The organism is Mesorhizobium sp. P3_A10 (assembly GCF_056403175.1).
In genome coordinates this window covers 261232-276100 of sequence record NZ_JBFUFZ010000004.1, presented here as the reverse complement: position 1 = coordinate 276100, position 14869 = coordinate 261232, and the positions used below count along the sequence as shown (strand labels likewise).

At 64.1% G+C, this 14869-nt stretch carries 21 protein-coding genes; 5 read left to right on the top strand and 16 right to left on the bottom strand.

Annotated elements, in window-relative coordinates:
* The first annotated feature begins 92 nt into the window (after positions 1-92).
* Both AC1DXU_RS18175 and AC1DXU_RS18170 read left to right on the top strand, forming a co-directional pair.
* Complete coding sequence (locus tag AC1DXU_RS18175) at positions 93-722, top strand: HAD family hydrolase (RefSeq protein WP_477310909.1); 630 nt, start codon at positions 93-95, stop codon at positions 720-722.
* Positions 723-765: 43 nt separating this feature from the next.
* Positions 766-1386, top strand: a complete 621-nt coding sequence (locus AC1DXU_RS18170; protein WP_477371026.1) for a GyrI-like domain-containing protein — start codon at positions 766-768, stop codon at positions 1384-1386.
* Between the two features lie 26 nt (positions 1387-1412).
* Here AC1DXU_RS18170 and AC1DXU_RS18165 read toward each other — a convergent pair whose 3' ends face one another.
* The 13 genes from AC1DXU_RS18165 to AC1DXU_RS18105 form a co-directional block, all read right to left on the bottom strand.
* On the bottom strand, positions 1413-2180 hold the full coding sequence (locus AC1DXU_RS18165; protein ID WP_477371023.1) for a class II aldolase and adducin N-terminal domain-containing protein: 768 nt from the start codon (positions 2178-2180) through the stop codon (positions 1413-1415).
* 104 nt (positions 2181-2284) lie between these two features.
* A complete protein-coding gene (ureG, locus tag AC1DXU_RS18160; protein ID WP_477310903.1) occupies positions 2285-2917 on the bottom strand; it encodes an urease accessory protein UreG in 633 nt (210 codons plus the stop codon).
* Positions 2914-3354, bottom strand: a complete 441-nt coding sequence (locus AC1DXU_RS18155) for a DUF3995 domain-containing protein (protein ID WP_477310901.1) — start codon at positions 3352-3354, stop codon at positions 2914-2916. Before AC1DXU_RS18155 ends, ureG begins: the two co-directional genes overlap by 4 nt.
* Positions 3351-4022 (bottom strand): urease accessory protein UreF, encoded by a 672-nt coding sequence (locus tag AC1DXU_RS18150; protein ID WP_477371602.1) that lies wholly within the window; start codon positions 4020-4022, stop codon positions 3351-3353. Before AC1DXU_RS18150 ends, AC1DXU_RS18155 begins: the two co-directional genes overlap by 4 nt.
* On the bottom strand, positions 4015-4620 hold the full coding sequence (locus AC1DXU_RS18145) for an urease accessory protein UreE (protein WP_477371020.1): 606 nt from the start codon (positions 4618-4620) through the stop codon (positions 4015-4017). The genes AC1DXU_RS18150 and AC1DXU_RS18145 overlap by 8 nt, the downstream gene beginning before the upstream one ends.
* Entirely contained in the window at positions 4617-5222 is a 606-nt protein-coding gene (locus tag AC1DXU_RS18140; protein WP_477371017.1) for a glutathione S-transferase family protein, read from the bottom strand. The genes AC1DXU_RS18145 and AC1DXU_RS18140 overlap by 4 nt, the downstream gene beginning before the upstream one ends.
* A 44-nt stretch (positions 5223-5266) precedes the next feature.
* The gene (locus AC1DXU_RS18135) at positions 5267-5860 is read right to left on the bottom strand and encodes a hypothetical protein (RefSeq protein WP_477371014.1); all 594 of its coding nucleotides are present in this window, start codon (positions 5858-5860) and stop codon (positions 5267-5269) included.
* A gap of 99 nt (positions 5861-5959) precedes the next feature.
* Positions 5960-7675: an urease subunit alpha gene (gene ureC / locus AC1DXU_RS18130; protein ID WP_477371011.1), complete on the bottom strand. Its 1716-nt coding sequence runs from the start codon at positions 7673-7675 to the stop codon at positions 5960-5962.
* On the bottom strand, positions 7675-7980 hold the full coding sequence (locus tag AC1DXU_RS18125; RefSeq protein ID WP_477310891.1) for an urease subunit beta: 306 nt from the start codon (positions 7978-7980) through the stop codon (positions 7675-7677). The genes ureC and AC1DXU_RS18125 overlap by 1 nt, the downstream gene beginning before the upstream one ends.
* An 8-nt stretch (positions 7981-7988) precedes the next feature.
* On the bottom strand, positions 7989-8582 hold the full coding sequence (locus AC1DXU_RS18120) for a HupE/UreJ family protein (protein ID WP_477371009.1): 594 nt from the start codon (positions 8580-8582) through the stop codon (positions 7989-7991).
* Positions 8583-8616: 34 nt separating this feature from the next.
* Positions 8617-8871, bottom strand: a complete 255-nt coding sequence (locus AC1DXU_RS18115) for a DUF1272 domain-containing protein (RefSeq protein ID WP_477310887.1) — start codon at positions 8869-8871, stop codon at positions 8617-8619.
* 10 nt (positions 8872-8881) lie between these two features.
* The gene (locus AC1DXU_RS18110; RefSeq protein ID WP_095203050.1) at positions 8882-9184 is read right to left on the bottom strand and encodes an urease subunit gamma; all 303 of its coding nucleotides are present in this window, start codon (positions 9182-9184) and stop codon (positions 8882-8884) included.
* Between the two features lie 22 nt (positions 9185-9206).
* Entirely contained in the window at positions 9207-10049 is an 843-nt protein-coding gene (locus AC1DXU_RS18105; protein ID WP_477371006.1) for an urease accessory protein UreD, read from the bottom strand.
* 200 nt (positions 10050-10249) lie between these two features.
* Here AC1DXU_RS18105 and AC1DXU_RS18100 point away from each other — a divergent pair, with 200 nt between their 5' ends.
* The 3 genes from AC1DXU_RS18100 (at position 10250) to AC1DXU_RS18090 (ending at position 12552) form a co-directional block, all read left to right on the top strand.
* Entirely contained in the window at positions 10250-10504 is a 255-nt protein-coding gene (locus AC1DXU_RS18100) for an acyl carrier protein (protein ID WP_477240701.1), read from the top strand.
* Between the two features lie 5 nt (positions 10505-10509).
* Complete coding sequence (locus AC1DXU_RS18095; protein WP_477371003.1) at positions 10510-11718, top strand: beta-ketoacyl-[acyl-carrier-protein] synthase family protein; 1209 nt, start codon at positions 10510-10512, stop codon at positions 11716-11718.
* Between the two features lie 129 nt (positions 11719-11847).
* Positions 11848-12552, top strand: coding sequence for a glutathione S-transferase family protein (locus AC1DXU_RS18090; protein ID WP_477371000.1), 705 nt, complete (start codon positions 11848-11850; stop codon positions 12550-12552).
* 36 nt (positions 12553-12588) lie between these two features.
* Here AC1DXU_RS18090 and AC1DXU_RS18085 read toward each other — a convergent pair whose 3' ends face one another.
* The 3 genes from AC1DXU_RS18085 to AC1DXU_RS18075 all read right to left on the bottom strand — a co-directional run bounded on the left by AC1DXU_RS18085 (position 12589) and on the right by AC1DXU_RS18075 (position 14851).
* Positions 12589-12957 carry a hypothetical protein gene (locus AC1DXU_RS18085; protein ID WP_477370997.1) on the bottom strand — a complete coding sequence of 123 codons (369 nt, stop codon included), beginning with the start codon at positions 12955-12957 and terminating at the stop codon, positions 12589-12591.
* An 87-nt stretch (positions 12958-13044) separates the two neighbouring features.
* Positions 13045-13665 carry a nucleoside/nucleotide kinase family protein gene (locus tag AC1DXU_RS18080; protein WP_477370995.1) on the bottom strand — a complete coding sequence of 207 codons (621 nt, stop codon included), beginning with the start codon at positions 13663-13665 and terminating at the stop codon, positions 13045-13047.
* Between the two features lie 88 nt (positions 13666-13753).
* Entirely contained in the window at positions 13754-14851 is a 1098-nt protein-coding gene (locus AC1DXU_RS18075) for a hypothetical protein (RefSeq protein ID WP_477370992.1), read from the bottom strand.
* Positions 14852-14869: the final 18 nt, after the last annotated feature.

Genomic DNA, 14869 nt, shown 5'->3' with positions numbered 1-14869 from the left:
CGACAACCGCCCAATCAGCATCGCGGATAACAGGCTCAAAGGTTTATCTCCTGCTACAAACGCTTTAAGGGGATCGAAAAAGGAATTCTTGCATGACGCCGAAAGCGGTTTTCTGGGACATGGATGGGACGCTGGTCGACAGCGAGCCGCTGCACGAAGCGGCGCTGGTGGCGGCGCTGCACAGCGTCGGCATCGCGCCACCGGCCAACCTGCATGAGCGGGTGCTGGGTGTTGCCGCATGGCCGGTCTATGAGATGCTGCGCGATGACTTTGGCCTCGACCTGCCTTTCGACGACTGGATCGTGCGCAAATACGATCACTACCTGCCGATGGCCGAAACGCTGAAGCCGCGCCCCGGCGCGATCGAGGTGTTCAACGAGTTGCGGGCGCTTGGCGTGGCGCAAGCGGTGGTGTCGAATTCCGACCGGCTGATCGTCGACGCCAATCTGCGCGCTGTCGGTCTCATCTATCCCGGCATGAAAACTATCAGCCGCAACGACGTGCATGAAGGCAAGCCGCATCCCGAGCCCTTCCTGCGCGCCGCCTGGCTGGCCGGCGTCGATCCTGCCGATGCAGTCGCGGTCGATGACAGCCGCACCGGCGCCATGGCCGGGCTAGCGGCCGGGATGCGGACGATCTTCTGGCCGGAAGCGCCGATGGAAGGGCCGCCTGGAGCTATCGTCATCAACAGCGCCGAAGAATTGCGGGCCGAGCTGTTTTAGCTCGCCCTGGCGCGGCACCTCGATCTCACCGTCCGAGCCCTCCATGGAAAAGATCGATCTCAAGAAATTGTACAAGGCACTCTACAGCGGCCCGGTCGGGGAGTTCGCCATCATCGACGTGCCGCCACTCAACTATTTCATGATCGACGGCTTCGGCGATCCCAATGTGGAGCCGGACTACAAGGCGGCCGTCGAGGCGCTCTATGTGGCCTCCTATACACTCAAGTTCATGAGCAAGGATGCCCTGGCCAAGGATTACGTCGTGCCGCCCTTGGAAGGATTGTGGTGGGCCGAAGACTACGACCACTTCCTGTCTGGCCGGAAGGATCAGTGGTCATGGACGATGATGATCATGGTGCCGGATTTCATCGAACAGACGATGGCCGAGGAAGCGGTCATCCAGGCTCGGGAAAAGAAGGGGCTGCCGGCATTGTCGAAACTGCGCTTCGCACGGCTTGAGGAAGGACGGGCCGTCCAGACCCTGCACATCGGCTCCTATGCCGAGGAAGGCCCCGTTCTTCAAAGGCTGCACAAGGAATTCATCCCGGCGAACGGCCTGGTCGAAACCGGGCTTCACCACGAGATCTACCTCGGCGACCCGCGCAAGACACCGGCCGAAAAGCTCAAGACCCTGCTCCGTCAGCCGGTGCGACCTGCCACCTGACGCAGCCGGTCGAAATCTCCCAACAATCAGCTCCGGTACACCGGCTCCTCTTCGTCGAGGATCGCCTTCAGCTCGCTGAGATGGCGCTCCGCCTGGCCGGGATAGTCGTCCATCTCGCTCGCGGTCTTTTCGGCAATGGTGTCGGAGAGCGTACGCAACGGCCGGCCGGTCCACAGCGCCTTGATGTAGGTCTCGGCGGCGCGCTCGAAATAGAACATGCGATTGAAGGCGTCGGCGACGCTGTCGCCGATAACCATCACACCGTGATTGCCCATAACCATGACCTTGACTTTGGGATCGGTGAGCAGCTGCGAGCAGCGTTCGCCCTCCTCCTCGAAAGCCAGCCCGCCATAGTGGGCGTCGACGACGTGGCGGTTGAAGAACATGGCCGAGTTCTGGTCGATCGGCGGCAGGGTCGAGTCGGCCAGAGACGCCAGCACGGTGACATGGATGGAATGCACATGCATGGCGCAGCGCGCATGCGGCACATTGCGATGAATGGCTCCGTGCAGACCCCATGCGGTCGGGTCGGGCGCATTGGGACCGGTCAGCGTGTCGGGATCATTGGCGTCGATCAGCAGCAGGTCGCTCGCCTTGATGCGCGAGAAATGCACCTGGTTGGGGTTCATCAGGAACTTCGTGCCGTCCTCGTTGACCGACAGCGAGAAATGATTGGCCACCGCCTCGTGCATGTTGAGCCGCGCCGTCCAACGAAAGGCGGCGGCGAGATCGACGCGCTCCTCGTAGAAGGGCAGGTTGGTCAGCATTTCCTTCTGCAGCCTGGCGATGCTCATCGACAAAACTCCGTGAAAGAAACAAGGATGCCGCGCGCCGGACAGGCGCGCAACCAGTTTCGTTTGGTGCAGACGACCAACTTCGTCCGCGCCGCAAGGATGGGTCAGGCGGCCGACCGGGCGGCCCTGAGCCCGCCATGCTCGACGATGAAGTCGATCACTTCTTGCAGCCCCTTGCCGCGCGACAGGTCGGTGAAGCCGAAGGGCCGCTTGCCGCGCATGCGGGTGGCGTCGCTCTCCATGACATCGAGATTGACGTTTACATAGGGCGCCAGATCGCTCTTGTTGATGACCAGGAAGTCGGAGCGGGTGATGGCCGGCCCGCCCTTGCGTGGGATTTCCTCGCCCTGGCATACCGAGATGACATAGAGCGTCAGGTCGGCGAGATCCGGAGAAAAAGTGGCGGCAAGATTGTCGCCGCCGGATTCGATGAAGACGATGTCGAGATCCGGAAACTTCCGGTTCATCTCGGCGATCGCCTGCAGGTTGATCGAGGCGTCCTCGCGGATGGCGGTGTGCGGGCAGCCGCCGGTCTCGACACCCATGATGCGATCCTCGGGCAGCGCCTGCAGCCGCGCCAGCATCATGGCGTCTTCCTTGGTGTAGATGTCGTTGGTGACGACGGCGATGGAAAACTCGTCGCGCAGCGCCTTGCAGAGCTTCTCGGTCAGCGTCGTCTTGCCGGAACCGACAGGGCCACCAATGCCGATACGCAGAGGGCCGTTGGCTTGTGTCATGCGGGGAACTCCGTGATGGCAAGAATGGCGAAGCCGAACCCGATCAACAGGCACAGCGGCGAATAATAGCGCAGGTCGAGCCGCGCGAAAGGCTGTTCCGGCGCCAGCCGGCGCCACCAGGGCGTGAAGCCGGCCATGCCGCGCCCGAGGAAAACCAGGGCGATGAGCAGCGACGTGGCGGCGAGCCCGGCCTTGGGAAAGGGCGAGGCAAACACACCTTCCAGTGCTAGCGGCCACAGCGTGGCCAAGGCCAGACAGGCGGCGACGGCGAACGAGGCGAAAGGCGTCGGCATCTCGTCGACGCCGCGAAAGCCGACCACGGCGCGGGCGCAGGAGGCAGCGTCCCTGCCCGGCCAGATGCCGCCGATGCCCCAATAGACATGCAGCGCAGTGATCAGCAGCAGGACGAAGGACAGTGCAAAGGCGAGGAGGATCATGAACGGAACAGCCTGGAGTATTGGGTTTCGTGCTTCATCGCCATGATGTCCGAAATGAAGGCGCAGCCGCCGAGATCGTCAAGCGTCGAGCGCGCCGCATGATCGGCCGTCGCCAATGCCAGCGGCTCGAAGCCGGCAAGCAGCGCGGTCGCGCCGGTCTGGCCGACGACACCGAGCCTGATCGCCGCCTGGACGAGGTTGGAAAAGAAGGTCTGCAGGAATGCCGACAGCGCGTCCGACAAGGCAATGGCGTTGCCGCCGGCAACGCCGCCGACGGCGACGCAGTAGGCGCATTCCTCGGGCAGGCGGTGCAGCACAGGATTTGGCCAGGCAGAAGCCGCCTTGAGGAAGGCGGCACCCTGCAGCATGGTCTCCGCGTGGCGCTCGCGCGATCCGGCCAGCGCCTCGGCGAGCCCGGCAATCTCGTCGAGGTCGCCGCCTGCGCGGGCGCGCCGCCAGCTTTCGGCAAACAGCACAGCGTCGTTCCAGCCCGAGCCCATCTCGACCAGCGTCTCCAGCCAAGCGGCGAGGCTTTCAGCGTCGGCAACCAGCCCATCATGCACGGCGCGTTCGAGGCCGTGGCTGTAGGAAAAGCCGCCGACCGGAAAGGAAGGCGACAGCCACGCCATCAGCCGCAACAAGGCGATGTTGGAAGGCTGGTCAATCATGGTCGTGGTGATGGCCGGCGTGCGAATGGCTGTGAGAATGGGAATGCGACTCGCCATGCGCGTGGGAATGCGCCTCGGCGTGGCTGTGCGCATGCGCCTCGGCATGTGAATGGCCGTGGCCATGCCCGCCTTGGCCGGAATAGGCGCCGCGCACCGGCTTGAACGGCTCCGACACATCGTCGACCGTAGCGCCCAGCCCTTCCAGCATCGCCTTGATGACATGATCGCGCAGGATGAGGATGCGCCCGGTCTCGATGCTCGCGGCGAGATGGCGGTTGCCGATATGCCAGGCGAGTTCGGACAAATGCACGGGGTTGCTGGCGCGGATGTCGTAGAGCGGCTCCTCCGCCGCAACGATCTCGATATGGCGGCCATCCTCCAGCACCAGCCGGTCGCCATCGTTCAGGGCCACCGCCGCAGGCAGGTCGACCAGAACCTTGTCGCCACTTGCCAGTTCGATGGCCCGGCGGCGCAGATGCCGCTCGTCATGGGCAAGCACGGCACGACCGTATGGTGTGATGCTTCCAGCATGGCTGGCCGATAGCGCCGAGACGGCGCGCGGGAATTTGGTGAAGTCCGTGTTTATGTTGAGTTTCATCTCATGGCTCCACCATTGGCCTGCGCGCGGGCCCGGGCGGGACGCGCCAGCAGGCGGTCGAAATAGGCGCTCACCCGGTCGGATTCGATCGGGAATTTTCCAGCGCGAGCCCAGCTGCCCATATCGCCAAGCAGCACGTCGACGGCGGAAAAGCGATCCCCCAGCGCAAAGGGGTTTTCGCCAAGCCGGCGGTCGAGCGCCTTGACCTCCGTGGCGAAGTCATGCGCCGCGGCGGGGCCGACATCGACCCGTATTTCCTTCGGCAGCAGGAAGCGGTGGCGCACCTTGTTCCACAACGGCGCCTCGAACTCCGATTGGGCAAAATGCATCCAGGAATCCATCTCGGCGCGGCCGGCAACACCGGGATTGGCGCCCATGCCTTTGTCCGCGTGCTTGTCGGCGAGATAGACGCAGATCGCCGCCGAATCCGTCACCTTGAGCTCGCCATCGATCAGGATCGGCACCTTGCCTGATGGGTTGAGCGCATAGGCTTCCGGCGAGCGCAGTTTGACCTCGACGAATTCATAGGGCTGCCCGAGTTCCTCGAGCATCCAGAGAACACGGCTGACCCGGGATCCGCGTGATCCAACGGCTTTGTACATGGTTGAAACCTGCCTTTCCCGGGAATTTAGACCATCGCGTTCGCTCAGACGATGGTGTCGAAGAGCCGCAGGATGAACGATACCTGGTAGATCAGTGTGCCCATGACGAAGGCGATGTGGAAGCGGCGGTCGCGCACCAGGATGGCGGCAATGCACAGAGCCACGAACACCGGGGTGCGGAACAGATATTCATTGCCGTAATGGGCGAAATGCTCCGGCCCCTTGAGCAGCGTGTCGACGACGTCGAGCAGATAGGTCATCGCCAGCAGGCCGAAGAACCAGGCGCGGCGCGAATAGAAGAAATCCTCATAGCTGGTGTAGTCGAGCATGGAATCCGGAAACAGCAGCGCGCAGAGCAGGAACAGCGTGATGGCATAGAAGATGAGGAACAGATATTTGCCGAAGGTCCAGGTCTCGATGGCGTAGAGGCCGAACTCCCACCACCAGAAATGCACCAGCAGCAACAGCATGGAGGCAACCCAGGCCAGGTGCACGGGATAGAGCTTGTACTGGCCGGGATGCTGGACGATGCGGGCAAGCCCCGACAAAAGGCGCGTGACGCCGAGGCCGATCACCATGCCCATGACGATGCGGATGTGCGGGAAGATGTCGTGGGCGGAGGCTATTTCGGTGGCCATACCTGATCACAATGCGGCTCTTGGCAGGCTGCATATTGCTGCGGCCAGCCACCAGCCGCAACGGATTTTGCAGCGCTCGGCGCGATCGCCAGTTTCGCGTCAGAACAGAAAATACCTTTGTGCCATCGGCAGCACAGTCGCCGGCTCGCAGGTCAAAAGCTCGCCATCGGCGCGAACCTCGTAGGTTTCCGGGTCGACCTCGACGTGCGGGGTGGCGTCGTTGAGCACCATCGAATGCTTGCCGATGCCGCCTCGGGTGTTTTCGACGGCGACGAACTGCTTGTCGACGCCAAGCCTGCCATGCAGGCCCGATTCGAGCGCCGCCTTCGACACAAAGGTTACCGACGAGTTGGTCCGCGCCTTGCCAAAAGCGCCGAACATCGGCCGGTAGTGCATAGGCTGCGGCGTCGGGATCGAGGCGTTGGGGTCGCCCATCGGTGCGGCCGCGATCATGCCGCCGAGCAATACCATGTCCGGCTTGACGCCGAAGAAGGCCGGGTTCCACAGCACCAGGTCGGCGCGTTTTCCCACAGCGATCGAGCCTATGTCCCTGGACAGGCCATGCGCGATGGCCGGGTTGATGGTGTATTTGGCGATGTAGCGGCGGACGCGGAAATTGTCGTTGTTGCCGGTTTCCTGCGGCAGCGAGCCGCGCTGGCGCTTCATCTTGTCGGCGGTCTGCCAGGTGCGGATCGCCACCTCGCCGACGCGGCCCATGGCTTGGCTGTCCGACGAGATGATCGAGAAGGCGCCAATGTCGTGCAAAATATCTTCCGCCGCGATGGTTTCCTTGCGGATGCGGCTTTCGGCGAAGGCGATGTCTTCGGGGATCGACGGCGACAGATGATGGCAAACCATCAGCATGTCGAGATGCTCGGCCAGCGTGTTGACGGTGTAGGGCCTTGTCGGGTTGGTCGAGGACGGGATGACGTTGGGCAGGCCGCAAACCTTGATGATATCAGGGGCGTGGCCGCCGCCAGCGCCTTCAGTGTGAAAGGCGTGGATGGTGCGGCCCTTGATGGCGGCGACGGTGTTTTCCACAAAGCCGGACTCGTTCAGCGTGTCGGTGTGGATCATCACCTGCACGTCGTAATCGTCGGCGACCGACAAGCAGCAGTCGATGGCCGCGGGCGTCGTGCCCCAGTCCTCGTGGAGCTTCAGCGAACAGGCGCCGCCGAGCACCATCTCTTCCAGTGCGGCCGGCAGCGAGGCATTGCCCTTGCCGGACAGGCCGATATTCATCGGGAAGGCGTCAAAAGACTGGATCATGCGCGCCATGTGCCACGGCCCCGGCGTGCAGGTCGTCGCCAGCGTGCCGTGCGCCGGACCGGTGCCGCCGCCAAGCATGGTGGTGATGCCTGACATCAGCGCTTCCTCGATCTGCTGCGGGCAGATGAAGTGGATATGCGCGTCGAAACCGCCGGCGGTGAGGATCTTGCCCTCGCCGGCGATGATCTCGGTGCCGGGGCCGATGATGATGGTAACGCCGTCCTGCGTGTCCGGATTGCCGGCCTTGCCGATCGCCGCGATGCGGCCGTCCTTGAGGCCGATATCGGCCTTGAAGATGCCGGCGCTGGCATCGACGACCAGCGCGTTGGTGATGACGGTGTCCACCGCACCCCCGGCGCGCGAAACCTGGCTCTGGCCCATGCCGTCGCGAATGACCTTGCCGCCGCCGAATTTCACCTCCTCACCGTGAATGGTGAGGTCCTTTTCGACCTCGATGAACAGTTCGGTGTCGGCAAGCCGCACTCTGTCGCCAACCGTCGGGCCGTACATCTGCGCATAGGCGGCGCGGGAAATCCTTGCTGGCATCAGAGTTTTCCCATCACCTTCTGTTGAAATCCATAGACTTCGCGTTTTCCCCCGAGCGGCACCAGAGTGACGTCGCGCTCCTGTCCGGGCTCGAAGCGCATTGCGGTGCCGGCGGCGATGTCGAGGCGCATGCCCCGCGCCTTGTCGCGATCGAACTTCAGACCCTCATTGGTCTCGAAGAAGTGGTAGTGGCTGCCGACCTGGATCGGCCGGTCGCCGCTGTTGGCAACTTTCAGCGACACAGTCGGCAGGCCCTTATTCAGTTCGATGTCGCCGCCTGCGGTGATGATTTCGCCCGGGATCATCGACAACCTCACAACAGGCCGAGGGCGAGGCCGACACCGACGGCCGCACAAGCGGCACCGGCGGCGCGGGCAAAGCCACGGAAACGCATGCCGAGGCCGAGCGCGACGGCGATGCCGACGGCATGGAGAGCCGCGGTGGCGACGGCAAAGCCGGCCATATATTCGAGCCCGCCGGCGTTTTCAGGCACTTCGGTGCCATGGGCGTGGCCATGGAACAGGGCGAACACGCCGATAATGGCGACGCCGGCCGAGACTGGAAGATCTACGGCGAGCGCGACCAGCAGGCCGAGCGCGACAACGGAAGCCAAGATGCCGGGCTCGACGAAGGGCAACGGCACTTGCAGCATGCCAAGCGCACCACCGACCAGCATGACGCCGACAAAGGCCGCCGGCCATGCCCAAATCGCCTTGCCGCCCTTGAGCGCTGCCCACAGGCCGACCGCGAGCATAACCGTCATATGGTCGAGGCCGGAGAGCGGGTGGCTGAAGCCAGCGGCGAAGGACGAGGTCGTGCCGATGCCGACATGGGCATAGGCGGGCATTGCCGCGACCAGCAGCAGGATCGCCGAGACGGCGGTGCGTTTCATCGGAGCTGATATCATCGACGTGCCTTCCGTTTTGAAAATCGTCTGCAGTTCAAGCAGCCTTGCGGGGACCGCAGCCCTCGGCCTTGAGAATGCGTTTGGTCGAGGCGGGATATTTCTTCAGCATGGCTGCCGGCCGGATGGGGCGCATGGAGAAATTGCCGCCGCAATTCGGGCAGACGCCGCCCAGCACGTTTTCCGAGCAATCGGCGCAAAAGGTGCATTCGAAGGTGCAGATCAGCGCATCCGACGCTTCAGGCGGCAGGTCCTTGTCGCAGCATTCGCAGTTTGGGCGCAGCTCCAGCATCTTCGTCTCCTCACCTGATGGGTTCGTGCACGGTGACCAGCTTGGTGCCGTCGGGAAATGTCGCCTCGACCTGCACGTCGTGGATCATCTCGGCGATGCCTTGCATCACCTGCGCACGGGTGACGACATGGGCGCCGGCCTCCATCAGTTCGGCCACCGGGCGGCCGTCGCGGGCACCCTCGACGACAAAATCGGTGATCAGCGCGATCGCTTCGGGGTGGTTGAGCTTGACGCCGCGCTCCAGCCGCTTGCGCGCCACGATCGCCGCCATGGCGATGAGCAGCTTGTCCTTTTCCCTTGGCGTCAGGTTCATGCGTTTTCCCGGAGTGGCAGAATCAGAGTGACCATAATTTGGGCAGACCCGCCCGCCCATTGAGCAATTCGACGAGCGGAACCAACCGCTTGCGGAGCTGGTAGCCGTCCTCGGCAAACAGCCTCGCAAGAAGCTTGCCAGATTTCTGAACGCTCCAGGCGCTGGCGTCGCCCTGGCCGCCGATGATGTCACGGGCCGGATCGAGCAAGGCCTCCGCCCGCGGCGAGATCATCAGCAGCGTCGCCACCGCGATGGCACCGCCGGCCACCGCGGGACGGTTCAAGGCGGCCGCTATGCCGGGGCCGATGCGGAACTCCTCGGCATAGGCGAGCGCGCCATCCTGATGGACGCGCCAGCGGTCGTGGAAATGGCCTTGGGTTGTACTTTCGCCCATGGCGAGGCGGCCGAAGACGGTGGCCTCAAGCAGCAGCGCCTCAGCACCGCCGGCAAGCTCGACATCGAGCGTGCGCGCAAAGGCCGATCGGTCAAAGACAATGGTTTCCTGCGGCAGCCAGGCGATGCGGCCGTTTTCGCCAACTGTCAGCCTGACCCGCACCTCGGCGCGGTCTGAAGCGGCGCGATAGACCTTCTCGCAGGCCTGCGTGGTTATCGAGGCGGAAGCGCCGGCGCCGACATCGATCTCCCAGCCGAGCCGGTCGCCGCCCGTCAGCCCCCCGGCGGTGTTGATCAACACGGCTTCGAGCGGATCAGCCGCCACGGCCGGCATGCGGATCTTGGCGGAGCCGTCCTGATAGAGGCGTTGAAGGCGCGTGCGGCCGCCAGAGAGGGCGCAGGCAAGCCGCGCCATTCCGGCGGCGCGCTGGGCCGGCAGCGCAGTCGTCAAACCATGTTCCAGCGTGTCCATGGCGCCAACGTTAAGCACTCCGGCGGCTTTGTCGATATATAGCTTGTTGCTTGACAACGTTTCCGTTTCTATAGAGGGAGCCACCTTGGAACGGTCATACAGCGCCTTGCTGGGTAAAAGGCGACGAGGATTCGAATCCGGGGACAGAGGGGCGCTGATCAGTCGGCGTCGGGAAACGACAGAGTTGGGGAAGAAACCGAATGGCTGACCAGCTGGCAACGGACATCATCGCCAAGATCAAGGCTCACGCTGAGCCGGGCGGCGAAGAAATCACCACCAGTACCGAATTGACCGCGCTTGGCATCCATTCGCTGGAACTGACCGAGATCATCTTCGATCTCGAGGAAGACTATGGCATCGAGATCGAGATGAACACGGTCGATGCCTGGAGCAACCTCAAGAATGTCGGCGACATGGTCGAGGCGGTTCGCGCGCTGATCGCGAAAAAAGCCTGAGCTGAATGCGCAAGCGGGTCGTCATTACCGGCATCGGCGGCATATGCGGGCTCGGCACCAGTGCGCCCGCGATCTGGGGCGAAATGCGCGCCGGCCGCTCGGCCATCGGCCCGATCGTCAATTCGGAATTGCATGACCTGAGGGTCAGGGTCGGCTGCGAGATCAAGACGCTGCCCGATCATGGCATCAGCCACAAGCAGACCGTGTCGATGGACCGCTTCAGCCTGCTGGCGACGATCGCCGCGCGCGAGGCGATGCAGCATGCCGGACTGGCTTCGGACGAGGCCACCACCTACCGCATGGGCGCCGTGGTCGGCGTCGGCGTCTGCGGCTGGGAGGCGATCGAAGAGGCCTATCGCGCCATCCTGCTCGAGGGCAAGAATCGCGCTGGCATCTTCACCGTGCCGAAAGTGATGCCGAGTGCGGCTTCCGGCCATGTCAGCATGGCGCTTGGCCTGCGCGGACCGGTGTTCGGCGTCACCTCCGCCTGCTCGTCGTCGAACCACGCCTTTGCCTCGGCGGTCGACCAGATTAGGCTCGGCCGCGCCGACGTCATGGTCGCCGGCGGCACCGACGCACCGCTTGTCTGGGGCATCCTGAAAGGTTGGGAGGCGCTCCGGGTGCTGGCACCCGACACCTGCCGGCCGTTCTCGGCCGATCGCCAGGGCCTGTCGCTTGGCGAGGGTGCTGCCATGGCGGTGCTGGAAACCTACGAACATGCCATGGCGCGCGGCGCCAACATTCTGGCCGAGATTGCCGGCGCCGGCCTGTCGGCCGATGCGTCCGATATCGTCGCCCCGACCATCGAGGGACCGACCGCAGCGATGCGCGCCTGCCTCGCCGATGCCGAGCTCAATCCGGAAGATGTCGACTATCTCAACGCGCATGGCACCGGCACCAAGGCCAACGACCAGATCGAGACGGCGGCGATCAAGCGTGTCTTCGGCGATCAGGCCTACAAGCTTTCCATCTCTTCGACCAAGTCGATGCATGCCCACTGCCTGGGCGCATCGGGGGCGCTGGAGATGATCGCCTGCGTGATGGCGATCCGCGAAGGCATCGTGCCGCCGACGGCCAATTTTCGGCAGGCCGACCCGGACTGCGATCTCGACATCACGCCCAATGTCGCGCGCGAACGCAAGGTACGCGCCGCGATCAGCAACGGTTTTGCCTTTGGCGGCACCAATGCGGTGGTGGCGTTCAGGGCGATCTGACCGCAAGCCATAGACTGTGTGTGCAGCGCGAAACTTTCTTCCCCGTATTGATCGCGGTGGCGTGCCCGCCTAACTCTTGGCGACCCCTCCGCGCGATGCCCGCGTAAAATCCCCGCCCAGGAGTTTTCGATGACCGATCTGTCCGCTTTTCCGATCGCCACGCGCTGGCCGGCCAGCTATCCCGACCGCCTCCAGCTGTATTCGTTTCCGACGCCGAACGGGGTGAAGGTGTCGATCGCGCTGGAAGAACTCGGCCTGCCCTACGAGCCGCATGCGGTGAACATCGGCAAGAATGAAAGCTGGACGCCGGAATTCCTGTCGCTGAACCCCAACGGGAAGATACCGGCGATCATCGATCCCAACGGCCCGGGCGGCAAGCCGATCGGCCTGTTCGAATCCGGCGCCATCCTGCTCTACCTCACCGACAAGACCGGCAAGCTGATCCCCGCCGATCCGACGCGGCGCTACGAGACCATCCAGTGGGTGTTCTTCCAGATGGCCTCGATCGGGCCAATCTTCGGCCAGGTCGGCTTTTTCAACAAATTCGCGGGACGTGAGATCGCCGACAAGCGGCCGCTGGAGCGCTATCGCGACGAATCGCGGCGGCTTATCGGCGTGCTCGAGACGAGGCTGAAGGGCCGCACCTGGATCATGGGCGACGACTACACCATCGCCGACATCTCGATGCTCGGCTGGGTGCGCAATCTGATCGGCTTCTATGAGGCGCGGGAACTCGTCGGCTTCGACGATTTTCCTATCGTGGCGGCGTGGCTGGAGCGCGGCCTGACGCGCCCGGCGGTGCAAAGAGGCCTCAACATCCCGGCCAGAGCCTGACGCGAGGCGAGGCAGAGCCGCGAGAAGCGGCTCGGCCTATTTCGCCTTGGCTTTGGCTTTTGAGCCGCCCCTGCCGATAACGGAAGCGGCGAGCGATGCGGCGCCTCTGGCCGTGGCGACAACCGCGCCGGCGGCAACATTGGCCGTCGCCTTGACCGTGCGCATGGCGCTGCCGGCGATCGATCCGCTGGATGCCGCCTTCTTGGGCTTGGCGGCTTTTGGCGCGGCGGCTCTTGCCGCGGTCTTGGCCACGGCTGGCACCACCTTCCTGGGCGCTGCCTTGCCGAAAGCCGGCTTTGCGTCCTTGGAGCGCGCCGCGATTGCCGGGCCAGCGCCTGCCTTTGCCTGGGTTGCCTTGGGTTGAGCTGTCTTGCCCTTGACGGGTTTTCTTGCCTTGGTTGCCATTGGACGGTTCCCTCATGGCGGCACGATTGCCGGTTTGGGCGATAACGACCAGAAAGTCTTAAGGTTCCCGTTCGGAAATCCTGAGAATTATGCGTGATCGCCAATTACCAGGTCGGCGGGGCGCCGGCGGGCCAGCACGCGATCGATGTTGGGCATGTCGTTGGAGGCGATCCAGGCGCGCGCATCGGCGTCGGAACGGCCATGGCCATGCCAGCGCTCCAGCAGGCGGCGCTCGAGCTCGGCGCGCGGCACATCGACATAGATCGTAAAATCGAACAGCGGCGCTAGGCGCGACCACGGCTCTTCGTCCAGCAACAGGTAATTGCCCTCAACCAGGATGAATTTGGTCTCGGCGGCGACGATTCCCGCGGCGGCGCGCGACAATTCCATGCTGCGGTCGAACACCGGAATGGCGATGTCGGGCTCGCTGGCGCGGATGCGCTTCAGCAGCGTCTCGAAGCCGTAGAAGTCGAAGGTTTCCGGCGCGCCCTTTCTGGAGCGCAGGCCACGCCGCTCGAGCACGATGTCGTCATAGTGGAAACCATCCATCGGCACGACTTCCGCGGCACCCTCCGGCAGAAGATCATGCAGGCTGGCCGACAGCGTCGACTTGCCGGCGCCGGGAGGGCCGGCAATGGCGACGATGAAGCGCCGCGCCTTGCCGGCACGCTTGAAGATGGTGGCGGCGAGATGGGCGATTTCGGACATGAGAGCCTTTCCGGCTTCCGCAGGATGAATTCGGCCGCATCTTGGCGATAGTTCGCGGAAATTTCAAACCTGCAATGACGCTGCGTGCTCAGGCAGGAACGGATTGGCCGATGCGCAGGAAATCGCTGTCGAAGGCGATGTCTCGCTCTGAGCCGTCCGCGGCCAGGATGCGCATGCGGCCATCCGACGTCGCGATGTCGCGTGGCGGCTCGCCGCCGGCCTGCGGCAGCGCGCCGATGACATGGCGGAAGGAGACTTCACCGCCGAGCGCAAAGGCGGTCGCCACGCCTTCGCGCTTCAGCCAGTTGTCGCCGATCGACGCGGCATGGCCGACCGCAGCGCGGCCGTCCTCGATGCCGAGCACGCCGCGATGGCGGCCGCTCCATGGCGCGTAATCGCGGCCGCCATTGCTGAACCACAGCATGGTGACCGGCAATTCGGCCGGGTTTTTCAGCACCAGCACGAGATCCTGTTCCGCCCGGCGCGCCAGGGCGGTCCAGCCCGGTCCGCCGTGATCGGCCTCGACCAGGGTGAGGAAATCCTCGCGCAGCTGATCGTCGCGGTAGTCGGCAAGGTCCGTCGTGCCGCCAGCGGCGGTGGGAAAGTGCTCGAGATCGGCGGAACGCGCGGGATAGGCGAGCAGGAAACGGCCGCGAGCCGGATCGGTCTCCAGCGGTTCGTCCAGCGTCGCGGCAAAACGCTTGGGCGAGAAGGCCAGCCGGCCGCCGTCCTGCATCGCCGTCATCGGATGGTGGGCGACGGAAATGGCACCGTTGCCGCCGGTAAAGACATGTTCCTGATAGAGAAACGGATGGCCGTCGCGCAAGGTGAGGATCTTGTCGACCGTTGCGCCCATCACCTTGTGCTGCAGCCGGAAGGTGGCCCGCCAGCCATCCGATGTCGCGCTGCTGTCGACGACATCCCAGCCGCTGTTGGCCGGCCAGCCATGCAGTGGCGCTTCCTCGACATCGCTGCGCGAGAACGGCGCGCAGAGGAAATCGCCGGAAAGGCGAACAGTGCCTTCGGGCAGGTTCTGCGGCAGCGTTTCGCCCGTATCGACCCAGGGCGCGCGATGCAGCGGCTTCAGGCGGCGGCCATCGATGTCGACCACCATGTCGGCGAGATGGCCGACGGCCAGATCGACCGTTACCGAAATGCCTTTTGCCTTGATCGTGACCGTATCCATGCGCGCACCTGCTGATTC